Genomic DNA, 17149 nt, shown 5'->3' on the forward strand with positions numbered 1-17149 from the left:
ATCACGAAATCATGCCGTGCTCGCGCGCATAGGTGTAGATGTCGAGGTCGTTCTTGAGACCCAGCTTGACCATGGCGTCCGACTTCTGTCGACTCACCGTCTTGATGCTGCGTGACAAGCGCTCGGCAATGGCCGTCACGGTCATCCCGGATGCGAACAGACGCAGCACCTCGACCTCGCGCGGCGAAAGTTTGGCGGTCTCGCTGTCCTTCAGGTTGAACTGGCTTTCGAACAGATTCTGTCGGAAGGTGGTACTGACGTAGGTGCGGCCCTGCTGCACGGCCTGGATCGCAGAGGAAATCTCGGCCATGCCGGCAGCCTTGTCGACCAGGCCGGACACGCCCGATTCGAGGACGGTTCCGTGCACGGCGGCATTGGAGATCATCGTCAGGACGATCAGCGGCAGCTTGGGATGGTCTCGCCGTATGCGCTGAAGCAATGCCAATCCATCCGCTGCCTGACCGCCGGGCATGGAGAAGTCGGTGATGAGCATATCGGCGGGCGTTTCACGCAATACCGATAGCAGTTTGTCCGGGGAATCCGCCTCGGAAACGACTGTCATGCCACCTCTATCCTCGAGCAGCGTCCTCACGCCAGCGCGAATGAATGGATGGTCGTCAGCAATGATCAAGCGCAGCGCCATGGAAATCCGATCGTCCTTCACAAGCCATATTGAAGACCCTCGTGAGTGCAAAGCCCACTCGGGTTCGAGGCGGGAGGGACTATCCGACCGAACGTCAACAAGTGTCAATTCCATTGGTTTGGACGGAATCGCCTGCAGACCGCTCAGGTCACCAACTGATGGGCGCGCGAGAAATCGACCAGTTCGACCAGCGTCGAAATGCTCAGCTTCTCGAAGATCCTCGTCTTGTAGCCGCTAATGGTCTTGTTGCTGATGAGCAGGGTGTCGGCGATTTCCTTGTTGCTCAGGCCGCGCGCCAGGTACTGCAACACCGTCAACTCGCGGTCGGAGAGACTCTTGATCAATGTCCCGGGCTTGCCGTCGCCCAAGCCGGATTGCGCCTTCAGGACCGACGTCGCGAACATGCTGTAGCCGGCGAGTACCGTGTAGGCGGCCTGTACCACGCGGTCGAGATCTTCCGATTTGCTGATGAAGGCATTCGCGCCGGCCTTGACGGCCCGGGCGCCGAAGATGGCCTCTTGCTGGCCCGACAGGACCAGCAGTTTCGTCTGACGCTGAAGCTTCGTGACGCGTTCGATGACGTCGAGCCCGTTCAAGCGCGGCAAGTCCACGTCCAGGATCACCAGATCTGGTTCGTGCTCGCGGATGGTGGCGAGCGCCGATGGACCATCGGCGGCCTCGGCTGCGACTCTGAAATGGCCGGTGGCCTCCAGAGCAGTTCGGACGGCCAGCCGAATGGCCGGATGATCGTCAACCAGGACGACTGAGTGCATTTTGTATTCCCCTTGGATCTAAAGAATCTGAGCCATGTCGTGCATCTCGCAGAGGCGATCGGTGCAGTACCGATCATTCCGGGTGGCCTTTTGACTTGGGCGTGGACACCTCTGCGGGGGCAAGACATGGCTCGCAGGCGTCGAAGCATAGCGATGAAGTACTGAAATCGGCCTCACCGGGCGCTGTCAGGTGTCCTTTTCAGATTCTTCTGAGGCCGCTTCCGAGAATCTTCCCCAGTTGGGCTTTAGCCGTTGCAGGGCTGCAACGGCCCGATACGGGCGATCGCCTGGCCTGGCCACGATTCCTCCCACGCGCCCCGAAATCGCCGGGGACTTATCATGTCCGGTTGCCCAGGACCGACCGCCCGTGAATTCCCCCACCGATGACGCCTACCTCGGCGCCGTGCTCGCGCAGCAGCGCATCAGCATCCGCGGCGCCCGCACGCACAACCTCAAGAACGTCGACCTCGACATCCCGCGCAACAAGCTGGTGGTGATCACCGGCCTGTCGGGCTCGGGCAAGTCGAGCCTGGCCTTCGACACGCTCTATGCCGAAGGCCAGCGCCGCTACGTCGAAAGCCTCTCGGCCTATGCGCGGCAGTTCCTGCAGTTGATGGACAAGCCGGACGTCGACGTGATCGAGGGCCTGTCGCCCGCGATCAGCATCGAGCAGAAGGCCACCAGCCACAACCCGCGCTCGACCGTGGGCACGGTCACCGAGATCCACGACTACCTCCGGCTGCTCTTCGCCCGCGCCGGCACGCCCTACTGCCCCGATCACCACCTGCCGCTGCAGGCGCAGACGGTCAGCCAGATGGTCGATGCCGTGCTCGCGATACCCAACGAGCCCCGCCTCATGATCCTGGCGCCCGTCGCGCGCGAGAAGAAGGGCGAGTTCGTCGAGCTCTTCGCCGAGATGCAGGCGCAGGGTTACATCCGTTTCCGCGTCGATGGGCAGACCTACGAATACAGCGACCTGCCCAAACTCAAGAAGACCGAGAAGCACGACATCGACGTGGTCATCGACCGCCTGCGCGCACGGCCCGACATGCAGCAGCGCCTGGCCGAGAGCTTCGAAGCCGCGCTGCGCCTGGCCGACGGCCGCGCCATTGCGCTCGAGATGGACGCACCGGCGAGCGAGCCCGAATCCGCACCGGCGCCGAAGCCGGCGCATGAGCATCTCTTCAACGCCAAGTTCGCCTGTCCGATCTGCCACTACTCGCTGGCCGAACTCGAACCGCGGCTGTTCTCCTTCAACTCACCGGTGGGCGCATGTCCGAGTTGCGACGGCCTCGGCCATCGCGAGTTCTTCGACCCTGCACGGGTGGTCGCCTTCCCGTCGCTGAGCCTCGCCAGCGGCGCCATCAAGGGATGGGACCGGCGCAACGGCTACTACTTCAGCATGCTGGAAAGCGTGGCGAAGCACTACAAGTTCGACATCGACACGCCCTTCGAGGAACTTCCCGCCTCCGTCCAGCAGACCGTGCTGCAAGGCTCGGCGCAGGAAGACATCAAGTTCACCTACGTGATGGACAGCGGCCAGCAGGCCGGCAAGAAGCTGGTGCGCAAGCACCCCTTCGAAGGGATCATCCCGAACATGGCGCGGCGCTATCGCGAGACCGACTCCACGATGGTGCGCGAGGACCTCTCGCGCTTTCGCAACATGCAGCCCTGTCCCGATTGCGAAGGCACGCGGCTGCGGCCCGAGGCGCGCAACGTGTTCCTCGTGGACGACACGGGCCCCGAGCCCCAGCGCATGGCGATCTACGAGATCAGCCGTGCCACGCTGCGCGAGAGCTTCGCTTACTTCCAGAAGCTGCACCTGCGCGGCGCCAAGGCCGAGATCGCCGACAAGGTGGTCCGCGAGATCGGCCTTCGACTCAAGTTCCTCAATGACGTCGGGCTCAACTACCTGAGCCTGGACCGCAGCGCCGAGACGCTGTCCGGCGGCGAGGCGCAGCGCATTCGCCTGGCCTCGCAGATCGGCTCCGGCCTCACCGGCGTGATGTACGTGCTCGACGAGCCCAGCATCGGCCTGCACCAGCGCGACAACGACCGGCTCATCGGCACGCTCAAGCATCTGCGCGACATCGGCAACAGCGTGATCGTGGTCGAGCACGACGAAGACATGATCCATGCGGCCGACCACGTGATCGACATGGGGCCTGGCGCGGGCGTCCATGGCGGCCAGGTAATGGCGCAGGGCACCTACGAGCAGGTCGCCGCCAGCCCCGATTCGCTGACCGGGCAGTACCTCTCGGGCATCAAGACGATCGCGGTGCCTGCACGCCGCACGCCGTGGTTGCCGGTCGTGGCCAAGCCGGCGTTCAACGAAGGCAAGAAGCCGTCGCGCTTTCCGCAGAGCCCGGCCGCCGAACGGCGCGCTGCGCGCGAGGCGGCGCACCTGGCGTCGCAATCCGATCTGCAGGAGATCCGCGTGATTGGCGCATCGGGCAACAACCTCAAGAACGTGAACGTCGCCTTCCCCGTCGGCCTGCTGACCTGCGTGACCGGCGTCTCGGGCTCGGGCAAGTCGACCCTGGTGAACGACACGCTCTATGCCGCGGTTGCCCGCACCCTCTATCGCGCCCACGAGGAGCCGGCGGCGCACGAGGCGATCGAAGGCATCGAGTATTTCGACAAGGTCATCAACGTCGACCAGTCGCCGATCGGCCGCACCCCCCGCAGCAACCCCGCGACCTACACCGGGCTTTTCACGCCGATCCGCGAACTGATGGCGGAGACGAACACCGCGCGCGAGCGTGGCTACGGGCCCGGGCGCTTCAGCTTCAACGTCGCCGGCGGACGTTGCGAAGCCTGCCAGGGCGACGGCGTGGTCAAGGTCGAGATGCACTTCCTGCCCGACGTGTACGTGCCCTGCGAGGTGTGCCACGGCCAGCGCTACAACCGAGAGACGCTCGAAGTTCAGTACAAGGGCCGCAACATCGCGCAGATCCTCGACATGACGGTGGAGACCGCGCACGACTTCCTCAAGGCCGTGCCGACCATCGAGCGAAAGCTGCGGACCTTGCTCGACGTCGGCCTCAGCTACATCAAGCTGGGCCAGGCCGCGACCACGCTGTCGGGCGGCGAGGCCCAGCGCGTCAAGCTCGCGCTCGAACTCAGCAAGCGCGACACCGGCCGTACCCTCTACATCCTCGACGAGCCGACCACCGGCCTGCACTTCGCCGACATCGAACTGCTGCTGAAGGTGTTGCACCAGTTGCGCGACGCAGGCAACACGATCGTGGTCATCGAGCACAACCTCGACGTGATCAAGACCGCCGACTGGCTGATCGACATGGGTCCCGAAGGCGGCGCGGGCGGCGGCACGGTCGTGGGCGTCGGGACGCCGGAGGACATCGCCGCGAACGAGGCGAGCCACACGGGGCGCTACCTGAAGCGGCTGCTGCCCGGCTGACCTGCGCCGCCTACTTCTTCGGGTAGTTGGCTGCGGGCGGCGGGGACGGGACGGACGGCACCGTCCTCTGCTCCTGCGGGCCCGAAGTACCCACACGCACATTCACGCGCGTCCCGGCCGTGACCAGGCTGCCCGGTACCGGCAACTGTCCGATCACCGAACCGGGCGGCGGCGGCGTCGGATCGACGGCGCCCGTCGCCGCATCGATCACGACCAACCCGAGTCCGCGTTCTTGCGCAAGCTGCACCACCCTGCGCACGTCCAGCCCCGCGAAATCCGGGACGACCACCGGCACGACGGCGTTCGGCCCCTGTGCCGCGTTGTTCGGCGTGGTGGAGGGATACGACGCCTCTCCGTGCTGGCCTGTGCGCGAGGACATCAGGATCTGCCAGCCCGCGAGGACCACCACCGACGCGCCGATCGCCGCCAGCAGCCCCCACCAGCCCATCGACCGCGGTGCAGGGGCCAGTACGGCCCCTCCGGGCGGAGAGACGAACTTGCGCCCGGCAACGCTCTCCACCTGCGACAGCAGCGCGTCCCAATCGCGCCGGCTGTCGCGCGAAAGGTCGATCGCCTGGTAGCTCCGGTACTCCAGCGGCGGGTAGGCGCCATCGAGCAGCACGGGCACCAGCACCCCGCGTCGCCCGCCTTCGCTCGCTTCGAGCTTGACGAAGTCCGATCCGACCGAGGCCTTCGACCAGAGCACGATCACCACGTCCGACGCGTCCAGCGCGTCCGCGATCGCCCCCTGGAAACTGACGCCCGGCTTGATGTCGCGGTCGAGGAACACCTCATAGCCATGCTGGCGCAGCATGAGGTCGGCCTTTTGCGCCTGGGCGATGTCGGGCGGCGCATAGCTGATGAAGACGCGCTTGCCTTTGGAGACTGTGGGCGACGGTGGCACGACCGACGCCGGCGGCAGATCGGCGAACGGGTCCTCCGCCGCCATGCCGCCCGACGGCGGCAACCCAGGCGCGGCGGTGCCCGGCTGCACCGTACTACCCGGCATCGGCGGCGGGACTGGCGGGGTACCGAAGCCAGCCGAGGCCGGCACGGATGACGGCCCCTGTGATGTCGGCGGCGTGATCGGCGCACTGCCGCGCGGCACAATCATCGTGACCGGCGAGTCCTGCGCCATCCACGGCGGAATGTCCGCCAGCAACCTCTCGACGAACACCCGGTAGCTGTTCGCGAGCGAGAGCCGTTCGCTGCTCATCTGCCGCACCGAGATCACCTCGCCGTAGGCGACATCCGCGGACTGCTGGATCTGCACATCATCGAAGTACGCGCCCAGATCGCAGTTCTTGAGTGCGTAACAGTCCTTCAGCAGGTTCTGGAACATCGGCTGGTAGCCCGCCACGCCCGCGTCCAGGTTGCCGTAGCGCCAATGCGCGTTGAGCCGCTCCATCGACACTTCGATTCGCGAGGGGAGCGGGTAGACCAGCAGCGGCCGCAGGTCGTCGGAACCCAGCCGGTATGAAGTGGCGCGCACGACCAGCTCGCGCACACCGGTGAGGCTCTGCCGGTTCGGCGTGAAGACCACGACCAGCTTCTCGGGCAACAGCGACGTGCAGATGCCGCTGATGTCGGTGACGCCGGTGCGCGAATCGACCAGCACGTAGCGGTAGCGCAGGCCCAGCGCCTCCGCGACCCTGCGGTAGATGCCTGGAGCGCGCTTGAACAGGCCCTCCCAATCGAAGGTGTTGACCCGGCGCGAATACAGGCCGTCGTCGTTGCGCCCCGCGCGAATGATGTGAATGTTCGGCACCTCGGTATCGCCGATGAAGCTGCCGATATCGATGCGCGACATCGCGGTTTCCGCGGCCTCCTCGGCTTCGTCCGCGGACGCCGGTTCCGCCTCGGGCAGTGCCTCGCGGATCGCGATGAAGAGATCGATCAGGCCCCTTTCGGCACCCAGGCCGGTGTCGATCGCGGGACCCCGCGACCGCAGCCGCGCCGGCAGGAACTGGTGCAGCCCGGGCGCTTCCAGGTCCCAGTCCACCACCAGCACTTTCTCGCCGGCATCGGCATTCACGCGCTCGGCCAGCACGCAGGCCGTGTTCGCGAGCGCCATCGTGCGGCCGGTGCCGCCCTTGTACGAATAGAAGGTGATGATGCTGCCGGGGGTCCGCGCGGGTGCGGCGCTCGTCATGTCCGTCTAGCGGTTCGGGAAGCTGGGCTGCCACGCGGTCGCGACATTCGCGGCGGCCATCGGCCGCCAGGGCGCGACATCGGCTTCGGCCGGCAGACTGAAGGCCATGCACTCCTTGCAAGGATCATCGCCAGCCGCGCTGAGCGCCTTGAAGTGCTCGTAGATCTGCTGCGCGATCTCCTGGATGCGGGCGACGAAATCGGGGTTGCGGCTCATCTCCTGCGTGGCCAGGGTGAAGTGCGAGAAATCGATCGCCTGGCGCCCCTGCTGGATGCGCGCCGGAAGATCCTTGAAGCCGCGCAGCACGACCGGGATGATCAGCCCGCGGGGTTCGCCGTCCTTGGCGAGCAGCGCGAGCCGCCGCGCCTCCAGCCGGACCATGGCCTCGAACTCGCGGCCGCAGTAGGGTCGCCGCTCGTAGACCGGCGAATAGATCACCACCATGCACACGCTCTGGCAGATCGCCTGCGCGAGCGCCTCGTTGTACATGTAACTCGCCTTGAGGCGGTCGATGTCGACGTACACCTCTTCCTCCATGTACGGCTCCAGGTACGCCTTCAGCGCTTCCTTGAACTGATCGATGAAGGTCTTGACGAGCGCCTGTTCGCCGTGGCTGTAGCTGATGAAGCAGGCGTACTTGAATCCGCTGGACATCGCGCGTTGCCCCGCGAGGGGAGAGGTGGAGGCGGCCACAGGATAGTCCCTTCATTTCGCGACGACAACCCGACCTTCGGAAAGTGCAACCCGACTTTCGGCAGAGGCACGGGGCGCATCGCCATCACCTCGGAGGTCATCGACGGCGTGCGCGCCTGCGGCGACATTGGTCCCAGGCCGGAACCAACGGGGCGACGGCGGCAACCAGAGAAAGCGACTCATGAACGGCTTCGACATCCTCCCCCTCGCAGTGGCCCTGCTGATCGGCATCGCGGCGGTGGGCTCATGCATCGGCATCGGCATCGTCGGGTCGAAGCTCCTCGAAGGCACGGCGCGCCAGCCGGAACTCAAGGACACGCTGCAGACCCTGTTCTTCCTGATCGCGGGCGTCACCGACGGGGCCTTCATCATCGCGACCGGCATCGGCCTCTGGTTCGCGACGGCGAACCCCTTCAAGGGCTGACGCGTGCGCTCAGCGCTGCCCGATGCGGGCGTCGCCGAAGAGCGCCTTGAGGTCGCGCGGCTGGGAGCGCCAGTACTGCGGCGGCGCCTCGACCTGGGCACCCAGTTCGGCGGCCGCGCGCCACGGCCAGTGCGGCTCGAACAGGATCGCCCGGGCCAGCGCCACCAGGTCGGCCTGCCCTTCTGAGAGGATGGCCTCGGCCTGCGCAGGCTCGGTGACGAGTCCCACCGCGATGGTCGGGAGCCCGGCCGCCGTCTTGATGCGCTCGGCCAGCGGCACCTGGTAGCCGGGAGACAGCGGAATCTTCTGCAGCGGCGACACACCGCCCGACGACACATGCATGTAGCTGCAACCGCGCTGCGCAAGCGCCTTCGCGAACACGATGCTCTGCTCGACATCCCATCCGCCGTCGACCCAGTCGGTGGCCGAGATGCGCACGCCGACCGGCATGCGCGACGGCACGGCGGCACGGACCGCATCGAACACCTCCAGCGGAAATCGCATGCGGTTCTCGAGCGCGCCGCCCCAGGCGTCGTCGCGCTGGTTGGCGATCGGCGACAGGAACTGATGCAGCAGGTAGCCGTGCGCGGCATGCACCTCGATCGCATCGAGGCCCAGCGCGTCCGCGCGCTGCGCCGCACGCACGTAGGCCGCCTTCACGCGCGCCAGGCCCTCGGCGTCGAGCGCCACTGGCGGCGGCTCGCCCGCCGCATGCGGAATCGCGGACGGCGCCACCGTCTGCCAGGCGCCTTCGTCCGGCGTCAGGCACTGGCCGCCTTCCCATGGCACGCGGCTCGACGCCTTGCGGCCCGCATGGCCGAGCTGGATGGCGACCGGGATGCGGGAGTAGCGTCGGATGGCGGCCAGCACACGCGCCAGCGCAGCCTGGTTGTCGTCGGAATAGAGGCCGAGGTCGCCGGGCGTGATGCGCCCGATTTCCTCCACCGCCGTCGCCTCGATGGTGAGCAGGCCGGCGCCGGACAGCGCGAGTTGCCCCAGATGGACCATGTGCCAGTCGCCCGCGTTGCCGTCGTCGGCGGAGTATTGGCACATCGGCGCGATGACGACGCGGTTGCGAAGCTGCAGCGGGCCCAGGTCGTAGGGCGAGAACAGGACACTCATGGGCGGCAACCGTTAGGGGATGAAGTCCTCCCTTATATCGGTGCCGCGCCCCCGGCGCTCGACGAGGGGCTTCCCGCGCGCAGGATGCGCAACATGCCTTCCTGCGCGGTCGATGCGACGAGCCGGCCGTCGCGCGTGAAGATGCTGCCCCGGCACAGCCCGCGGGCGCCGCTCGCGCTCGGCGAATCGATGCTGTAGAGCAGCCAGTCGTCCATGCGGAAATCGCGGTGGAACCACATTGCGTGGTCGAGGCTGGCGGGGCGCACTCGGCCGCTCATGAAGCTCATCCCGTGGGGCAGCATGGCGGCGCGCAGCAGGCCGTGATCGGACGCATAGGCCAGCAAGGCGCGGTGCACGTTGGGATCGTCCGGCAGCGGCGCGATGGCGCGCATCCAGAGGGCGCTTTCCGACGCGCGCCGTTCCGGCGCAAGCAGGTCGTCGGGCTCGACGCGGCGGTATTCGATGCCATGCGGCACCAGTCCCTTGGCGCGCCAGCGTTCGGGCAGCCGCTCGCCGAGCGCAATGCGCTGGTCCAGTTCGCTCGGCAGGCCTTCGGGCCCGGCCGCTTCCGGCATCGGAAGCTGGTGCTCGATGCCGTCGTCCACCGTCTGGAACGACGCGGACATCTCGAAGATGATCCGCTCGCCCTGCCGCGCGACCACGTGCCGCGTGGTGAAGCTGCGGCCGTCGCGCACGCGGTCCACCGCGTACTCGATCGGCGCGTGCTCTCCCGGCAGGAGGAAGTAGGCGTGCATCGAATGGGCCGGACGATCGGTCGCGACAGTCTGGCTGGCCGCCATCAGCGCCTGTCCCAGCACCTGCCCGCCGAAGACGGCGGGCGTGCCGATGTCCTCGCTCTGCGCCAGGAAGCGATCGTTGCCCAGCGGTTCGAGGCGCATCAGTTCGACGAGTTCGTCGACGAGTCGGGCGGCGGTGGCGGAATCGGTCATCGGGGGCAAGGCGTTCGCAGGCAGGGGAGAGCCTGCGACGATAGCAAAGAGACGGCCGCGGCGGTGTCCCGCGGCTGTCACCCGGCAGGAATCAGCGGTCCAGATCGACGCCGTCGGCGGCCAGCATCTGCTGGAGCTTCGGCACATCGACCGACGCGAAGCTGCCGCTTCCCAGCGAGGCCGCAGCGGTGCCTGCGGCCTGGCCCATCACGAAGCAACCCCCGCTCGCGCGCGCGGCGGACTGGCCCTCATGAGTCATCGACGCGCAGCGGCCGGCTACCAGCAGGTTGTCGACCCCGCGCGGCACCAGCATGCGCCAGGGCAGCTGGTTGTAGGTGCGGTTGTCGTCGCGCGGAAACGCCCATTCGATCTTGCCCGCGGCATGCATTTCCATCGGCCAGGCGTTGATGCCGATGCTGTCGTCGAAACGCGCGGACGACAGGATGTCCTCACCCGTCAGCGCATAGACGCCTTCGATGCGGCGCGTCTCGCGGATGCCGACCTGCGGCGCGATCTCCACGATGGCCGATTGCTCGAAGCCCGGCACCTCGGCCTTGAGAAAGCGGAAGTACTCGCCGATCTGCCGGCGCCCTTCGACCTCGCCGTCACTGAGCTGGCGCGCATCGACGCCGTTCATCGCACCACCCTCCGCGTTGCGGATCTGCGTGACGTTGACACGCCATTCCCGCGGATCAATCTGCGGCCGCAGGATCGCGCCCTCGCGCGGGAAGCGGTAGGCCTCCGGATCGCGTTCACGCGCATTGGCCATTAGGTCGTTGATGGCCCTGAACTCGCCCACCGCCGCCAGTGCGCGCGACGCATCGACATGCCCGACGCGAAACATGGTGGACGGAAACAGCCCACTGCCATGGCCGTCACCCACCGCGAAAGGCACGCCCGCAAATGCCGCGACGTCGGCATCGCCGCTGCCGTCGATGAACGCGTTCGCCCGAATCGCCTGCCGCCCCGACTTGGTCTCGACCACCAGTGCGGCGATGCGCGTGCCTTCCATCACCACGGCCGCCGCCCATGCGTGGAACAGCAGGTCCACCCCCGAACCCAGCAGCAACTGATCCGCCGCGCACTTGTAGACCGAGGTGTCGTAGGACCGCACGCGGATGCGCCCTTGCATCCCATCCTGCGGCTTGTTGAGCCCGCCCATCGCGTCGATGCGCGCAAGCAGGTCGTCCGCGACCCCATGCACGAGCTGCGTCATCTCCCCATTGCGCTTGCCATACAGGCCCGCGAAATTGGTAACGCCACCAGCCGTCCCCATGCCGCCAAGAAAGCCGTACCGCTCCACCAGCAGCGTGCGCGCGCCATGGCGCGCAGCACTCACACTCGCGGCGATGCCCGCAGGCCCGCCGCCAACCACGACGACGTCGTACTCGCCAAACACCGCCAGATCGCGCGCAGGGTCACGAATGATCGAGTTCATATCAACAGTTCCATAGTCCCAACACCTTCGGAAAACACCGCGGAACCGGCTCCGCCGGGCCGCCGGTGTTGCCCCCGGCAGGGGGTAGGCGGCTACACGAAGTGAGCAAGCCTGGGGGCGAGTTCAGTAACACCGCGGAACCGGCTCCGCCGGGCCGCTGGTGTTGTCCCCGGCAAAGGGTAGGCGGCTACACGAAGTGAGCAAGCCTGGGGGCGAGCCAGTTATTGAAGTTTTATGCCATTCGTGGCAATGATCTTCGACATGATCGCGGACTCTTCCTTCACCCGCGCACGCATGCCGTCCGCCGAAGTACCCACCGCCTGCCACCCTTGCTCGAACAGCTTCTGGCGCACTTCCGGCGACTTCATGATGATCGCGAGCTCCTTCGAGATGCGGTCCTGCGCGGTCTTCGAGAGGTTCGCGGGGCCGAGCAGCGCCGTCCACACCTCGAGGTTGAAATCGCGCACGCCCGCATCCGACAGCGGCGGCACGTCCGGCGCCAGCGTGCTGCGGCCGCTCGTGAGACCGACGGCCTTGACCTTGCCGGCCTTGATCTGAGGCAGCGCCACGCCCGGGGGAATGAGTGCCATCTGGATCTGGTTGCCGATGAGGTCGGTCATCACCTGCGGATTGCCCTGGTAGGGCACGTGCTCCGCCTTCAGCCCCGGCACCTTGCTCTTGAGCAGTTCCATGCCCAGGTGGCCGACAGAGCCCACGCCGACGGAGCCATAGCTCCACTTGTCGCCGCCCTTGCGCGCGGCGTCGAAGAAGGCGGCGCCGGTGGGCAGGCTGCTTTGCGACACGAGCACCAGCGGCGCCGTGGCGATCAGCGAGAGATAGGTGAAGTCCTTCCCCGGGTCGTAGGGCAGCTTGGGATACAGCATCTTCGACGAGGTCAGGTTGCCGTTGATGACGATACCGATCGTGTGGTCGTCCGTCGCCTTGGCCACCTGGTCGGCCGCGATGTTGCCGGATGCGCCGGGCTTGTTGTCGACCACCACCGGCTGCCCGAGTGCCTTGGACAGTGGCTCGGCGATGGTGCGCGCCGCGATGTCGGGCGTGGACCCGCCGGGGAAGCCGACGACGAGTCGCACCGGCTTGGTGGGCCATGTGCCTTGCGCCGAGGCGATCACGGGCAACGCGCCCGCGGCCAGGCCGCAGGCCGCAATCAGGAGGGCTCTCTTGGATGCATGCATAGAGGAAATGAAGCGGGGGAAGGAATTGAAAGGAGGAACGAAGGATAAGCCCCGCGCGTAACAAGACGTCAGGAGATCAATCGAGGCTGATGTTCCCGCGGCGGACCAGCTCGCCGTAGATCTTCGACTTGGCTTCGGCATTGCGCTCGATCTCCTCCGGCGACCAGGCCAGCGGCTCGAAGGCGAAGGTCTCGAAGCGCGCGCGGATCTCCGGATCGGCGATGACCTTCGCCACGTCGGCGTTGATGCGGGCCTTGATCGCCGGTGGCACGCCCTTGGGCGTCAGCAGCGACACGAAGGAGTTCACCTCCAGGCTGGCCGGGCCGCCGGCCTCCGCCATGGTGGGCACGTCCGGCATCTGCGGAATGCGCTTGGGCGCCGCGATGGCGATGTAGCGCAGCTTGCCGGCCTTGTAGATGCCCTGGCTCGACGGAATGCTCGCGAAGCTCCATTGCACTTCGCCCGAACCGACGTTCGCGAACAGTTGCGACACCTCGCGATACGGCACGTGCTGCATGTGCGTGCCGGTCAGGGCTTCGAGCTGCTGGCCGCCGAGATGGCCGGGGCTGCCGACGCCCCACGATCCATAGCTCACCTGCCCCGGCTTCTCCTTGGCCGACGCGATGAGGTCCGTCATGTTCTTCCACTTCGAATCGGTCGGCACGGCGACGAAGAAGGGCGTGCGGAACAGCGACGCCACCGGATCGAAATGCTGCAGCGTCACGAAGTTGCGCGACTTGTAGAGATGCGGCAAGGCGGCGATGTGCTCGCTGTCGAGCTGGAGCAGCGTGTAGCCGTCCGGTGCTGCGCGGCGCACCTGCTCGATGGCGATGAAGCCGCCGCCGCCCGGCTTGTTGTCCACCAGCACGCGCTGATTCCACAGCCGGCCGAGCTTGTCCGAGATCAGGCGCAGCACCGCATCGGGCCCGCTGCCTGCGGCAAAGGGCGTGACGATGGTGACGGGCTTGCTCGGAAAGTCCGAGGCCGGCGACTGCGCGGAAGCGGTCACGGCAAGGAGCGCCGCGGCGGTGCCGGCAATCAGCGAGAGGATGGATTTCATGACGGGATGTCTCCAGGATCGGGATGGGAAAGCTGCGCAGTATCGCGGTCAGGCGCCTGCGAGGCGGGCGTCGGCGAGACACTGCGCTGGATTCCACGCATACAGCCACTCGACCGCGTCGTAGAAGCGCTCCGGCGAGCGGCCGGTCCAGAGGCCGTTGCGAACGAGCCGCTCGACACCCTTCGCATGGTAGAGACGCCCCATCTCTCGCACCGACAGCACGACGCGCGCCGTGCGGGGAATGCGGGCCGCCGCATAGAGACGGAAGGCGGCCGGCAGGTCGAAGTCGCAGGCTTCGACGGCCTTGCCGAGCGTCACCGCATCCTCCAGCGCCATGCAGGCGCCTTGCGCGAGGTACTGCATCATCGGATGCGCCGCATCGCCCAGCAGCGTGGCGGGACCTTCGCTCCAGTTCGCCACCGGGTCGCGGTCGGCGGTGCTCCAGCGGCGCCAGGACGTGGGCCGGTCCAGCAACTGCCGCGGCCTTTCGTGAACGCCGTCGAAGTACGACAGCACCTCCTGCTTGCTGCCATCGCTCACGCCCCACTGCTCGCGCTCGCGGCTGTGGAAGGTCACGACCAGGTTGTACTGCTCGCCGTGGCGCAGGGGGTAGTGCACCAGGTGGCAGTTGGGTCCGGCCCACACCACAGGCGCATTCCAGCGCAGGTCCTCCGGCATGTCGGCTGCCGGCACGACGGCGCGGTAGACCACATGGCCCGACACCCGCGGCGTATCGCCGATGAGCTTGGCGCGAACCACTGACTTGACGCCGTCGCAGCCGACGATCGCATCCGCGCCGAAGCGCCGGCCGTCGCGCGTGACGGCCGTCACGCCGCGGGCGCCGATGTCCAGTGCCTCCACGTGCGCCGACGTGTGGAAGCGGATCATCGGATGCGCCTTGACTGCGTCGTGGATCGCCCCATGCAGGTCGGCGCGGTGGCTGACCGCGTAGGGGTTGCCGAAGCGCGCCCTGAAAGCCTCGCCGACGGGCACCGAAGCGACCTCGCTGCAATCGACCGCATCCATCATCACGAGCCGGTCGGTGAACACGGACCCGCGCCGCACCGCCTCCCCGACGCCTAGGGCATCGAGCGCGGCGAAGGCGTTGGGCCCGAGCTGCAGGCCGGCGCCGATCTCGCCGATGGCGGCGCTCTGCTCCAGCAGGTCGATCGACATGCCGAGCCGCGCGAGCGCGAGCGCGGCAGCCATGCCGCCGATGCCCCCGCCGACGAGCAGCACGGTGGGTCTTGCGTTGGATGTCGAGCGCATGATGCAGGCCTCCGATGGAGAGAGATCAGTCGACGCGGACGGCGATGGACTCGAGCCCATCGATGCGCACGCGCAAGGTCTGCCCCGGCTTCACCGCGCCGACCCCTTCGGGCGTGCCCGTGAAGATCAGGTCGCCAGGCTGCAGCGCGAACAGGGTCGACAGGTTGGCGATGACTTCTCTCACCGACCAGATCAGGTTGCGGATGTTGCTCTTCTGGCGGACTTCGCCGTCGACTTCGAGCACGATCTCGCCGTCCTTCAACTCGCCCATCGCCGCACGCGGACGCACCACGCCCACCGGCGCCGAAAAGTCGAAGGCCTTGCCGATCTCCCACGGCCTGCCCTGCTCGCGCATCTTCATCTGAAGGTCGCGGCGCGTCATGTCGAGGCCGACCGCGTAGCCGTAGATGTGGTTCACCGCATCGTCAACGGCGATGTCGCGGCCGCCCTGCCCGATCAGCACGACCAGTTCGGCCTCATAGTGGTAGTTGGCGGTCTGGCCCGGGTAGGGAATGCCCACGGCCTCGCCGGCAGGCACCGGCACGATCGAGGCGTCGTCGTTCGGCTTGCAGAAGAAGAAGGGCGGCTCGCGGTCGGGATCGAAGCCCATCTCGCGGGCATGCGCCGCATAGTTGCGGCCGACGCAGTAGACGCGACGGACGGGAAACCGATCGGACGAACCGGCGACGGGCAGGCCGACGATGGCCGGAGGGGAAATGACGAAAGACATGGAGGCTCCTGCCGCGGCGTGCGGCACGTTGATCAGGAAAGGCAGGGCGAAAGGCAGGCCGCCGACGGCGGGCCGCGCTTCACCCCTCGTCGAGAAAGGCTTCGCGCAACACGCCCATCGCCTGCTGGACGGGTCGGTCCGAAAAACTGAACAGGACGGTCTCTTCGCTCGCCGAGAGGCGCAGCGGCGCCCACGACGGGACGACGAAGGTGTCGCGCGGACCGAAGTCGAAGCGCTGCCCGCCGATCTCCGCGACGCCGCGGCCTTCGACCACGCTGTGGATGGCGCCGTCGGTCGCGCGATGCGTCCTGCCGGCAAAGCCCGACGGCAGCAGCTGCAGGTTGGTCGCGATGGTCGGCATCGGAGAACCACCGGTCAGCGGGTTGATGTAGCGCAGCTTGTGGCCCAGCCAGGCGTCGGGCGCCTCCTGCTTCTGCAACTGGGCGAGGGCCTCGCGGCTGCGCGCATAGGGGTAGTTGAAGATCGGCGACGTCGGCGCGTGGTGGTCGTGGCGCACCGGCACCATGTTGTGGCCGAAGCGCGCCAGGCTGTGGCCTTCGGGCCGCGCGACGTGCTGCACCTTGGCGTCGTCGTTCTCGGCGAAGCCGGCGTCGAAGAAGCGAATCATCGGGATGTCGAGGCCGTCGAGCCAGACGACGGGTTCGGTCACGCCTTCGATGCCCTCGTTGCCGTGGTCATGCCAGGCCCAGGACGGCGTGATGATGAAGTCGCCCGGGTACATGGTGGTGCGCTCGCCGCCCACCGTGGTGTAGGCGCCCTTGCCGTCGACGATGAAGCGCAGCGCGGACTGCACATGGCGGTGCGAGGGCGCCACCTCGCCCGGCATGATGAGCTGGAGTCCGGCATAGAGCGACTGCGTGATCGACGAGCGGCCCGGGATGGCCGGGTTCTCCAGCACCAGCACACGGCGAACCGCTTCCTCGGCGGTGATGAGTTCGGCCGATTCCATCAGGAGCGGGCGGATCGCGTCGTAGCGCCACAGCGCGGGCACGCACGGCGTCTGGGGTTCGCGCGGCACCAGGGCGTGAAGCGACTCCCATAGGGGCGTGAGGTTCAGCGGACGAATCCGGTCGTAGTAGGCAAGGCGTTCGGCGGCGTCGGTGCGTACGGCCTGCGAGGCGGTCTTCATGGGGCTTGTCTCCTGGCGGTGGGCCGCCGATGAGGGTGATTGTTGGACGCCCCCACTATTTGTTCAAGACCCGCAGCCAATACCCGGAATATCGTTTTTCGATAATGGGCGTCGTAGTCCCCAAGGAA

At 67.1% G+C, this 17149-nt stretch carries 14 protein-coding genes; 2 read left to right on the plus strand and 12 right to left on the minus strand.

Features of this window, described 5'->3' with window-relative positions; all coding sequences use genetic code 11:
* Nucleotide 1 precedes the first annotated feature (1 nt).
* Nucleotides 2-643, minus strand: a complete 642-nt coding sequence (locus ACSFBL_RS27045; protein WP_435518908.1) for a response regulator — start codon at nt 641-643, stop codon at nt 2-4.
* 143 nt (nt 644-786) lie between these two features.
* On the minus strand, nt 787-1416 hold the full coding sequence (locus tag ACSFBL_RS27050) for a response regulator (RefSeq protein WP_435518909.1): 630 nt from the start codon (nt 1414-1416) through the stop codon (nt 787-789).
* A 367-nt stretch (nt 1417-1783) separates the two neighbouring features.
* Here ACSFBL_RS27050 and uvrA point away from each other — a divergent pair, with 367 nt between their 5' ends.
* On the plus strand, nt 1784-4837 hold the full coding sequence (gene uvrA, locus ACSFBL_RS27055) for an excinuclease ABC subunit UvrA (RefSeq protein WP_435518910.1): 3054 nt from the start codon (nt 1784-1786) through the stop codon (nt 4835-4837).
* A gap of 10 nt (nt 4838-4847) precedes the next feature.
* Here uvrA and ACSFBL_RS27060 read toward each other — a convergent pair whose 3' ends face one another.
* A complete protein-coding gene (locus ACSFBL_RS27060) occupies nt 4848-6989 on the minus strand; it encodes a KGGVGR-motif variant AAA ATPase (protein ID WP_435518911.1) in 2142 nt (713 codons plus the stop codon).
* Nucleotides 6990-6995: 6 nt separating this feature from the next.
* Nucleotides 6996-7682, minus strand: coding sequence for a toll/interleukin-1 receptor domain-containing protein (locus ACSFBL_RS27065; RefSeq protein ID WP_435518912.1), 687 nt, complete (start codon nt 7680-7682; stop codon nt 6996-6998).
* Nucleotides 7683-7863: 181 nt separating this feature from the next.
* Here ACSFBL_RS27065 and atpE point away from each other — a divergent pair, with 181 nt between their 5' ends.
* Complete coding sequence (gene atpE / locus ACSFBL_RS27070; protein ID WP_435518913.1) at nt 7864-8106, plus strand: F0F1 ATP synthase subunit C; 243 nt, start codon at nt 7864-7866, stop codon at nt 8104-8106.
* Nucleotides 8107-8115: 9 nt separating this feature from the next.
* Here the strand turns inward: atpE and ACSFBL_RS27075 are convergent, their stop codons facing one another.
* From ACSFBL_RS27075 to gtdA, 8 genes are all read right to left on the minus strand, one after another.
* The gene (locus ACSFBL_RS27075) at nt 8116-9228 is read right to left on the minus strand and encodes an NADH:flavin oxidoreductase/NADH oxidase (RefSeq protein ID WP_435518914.1); all 1113 of its coding nucleotides are present in this window, start codon (nt 9226-9228) and stop codon (nt 8116-8118) included.
* Between the two features lie 32 nt (nt 9229-9260).
* Nucleotides 9261-10178 carry an acyl-CoA thioesterase gene (locus ACSFBL_RS27080; RefSeq protein ID WP_435518915.1) on the minus strand — a complete coding sequence of 306 codons (918 nt, stop codon included), beginning with the start codon at nt 10176-10178 and terminating at the stop codon, nt 9261-9263.
* A gap of 91 nt (nt 10179-10269) precedes the next feature.
* Entirely contained in the window at nt 10270-11616 is a 1347-nt protein-coding gene (locus tag ACSFBL_RS27085) for an FAD-dependent oxidoreductase (protein WP_435518916.1), read from the minus strand.
* Nucleotides 11617-11837: 221 nt separating this feature from the next.
* Entirely contained in the window at nt 11838-12812 is a 975-nt protein-coding gene (locus ACSFBL_RS27090; RefSeq protein WP_435518917.1) for a Bug family tripartite tricarboxylate transporter substrate binding protein, read from the minus strand.
* A 76-nt stretch (nt 12813-12888) separates the two neighbouring features.
* Nucleotides 12889-13872: a Bug family tripartite tricarboxylate transporter substrate binding protein gene (locus ACSFBL_RS27095; protein WP_435518918.1), complete on the minus strand. Its 984-nt coding sequence runs from the start codon at nt 13870-13872 to the stop codon at nt 12889-12891.
* Between the two features lie 48 nt (nt 13873-13920).
* Complete coding sequence (locus tag ACSFBL_RS27100) at nt 13921-15141, minus strand: 3-hydroxybenzoate 6-monooxygenase (protein WP_435518919.1); 1221 nt, start codon at nt 15139-15141, stop codon at nt 13921-13923.
* A gap of 25 nt (nt 15142-15166) precedes the next feature.
* On the minus strand, nt 15167-15871 hold the full coding sequence (locus ACSFBL_RS27105) for a fumarylacetoacetate hydrolase family protein (protein WP_435518920.1): 705 nt from the start codon (nt 15869-15871) through the stop codon (nt 15167-15169).
* 79 nt (nt 15872-15950) lie between these two features.
* Nucleotides 15951-17021, minus strand: coding sequence for a gentisate 1,2-dioxygenase (gene gtdA / locus ACSFBL_RS27110; protein WP_435518921.1), 1071 nt, complete (start codon nt 17019-17021; stop codon nt 15951-15953).
* Between the last annotated feature and the right edge of the window lie 128 nt (nt 17022-17149).

Origin of the sequence: Variovorax glacialis (assembly GCF_051216375.1) — a bacterium.
Taxonomy (GTDB): Bacteria; Pseudomonadota; Gammaproteobacteria; order Burkholderiales; family Burkholderiaceae_C; genus Variovorax.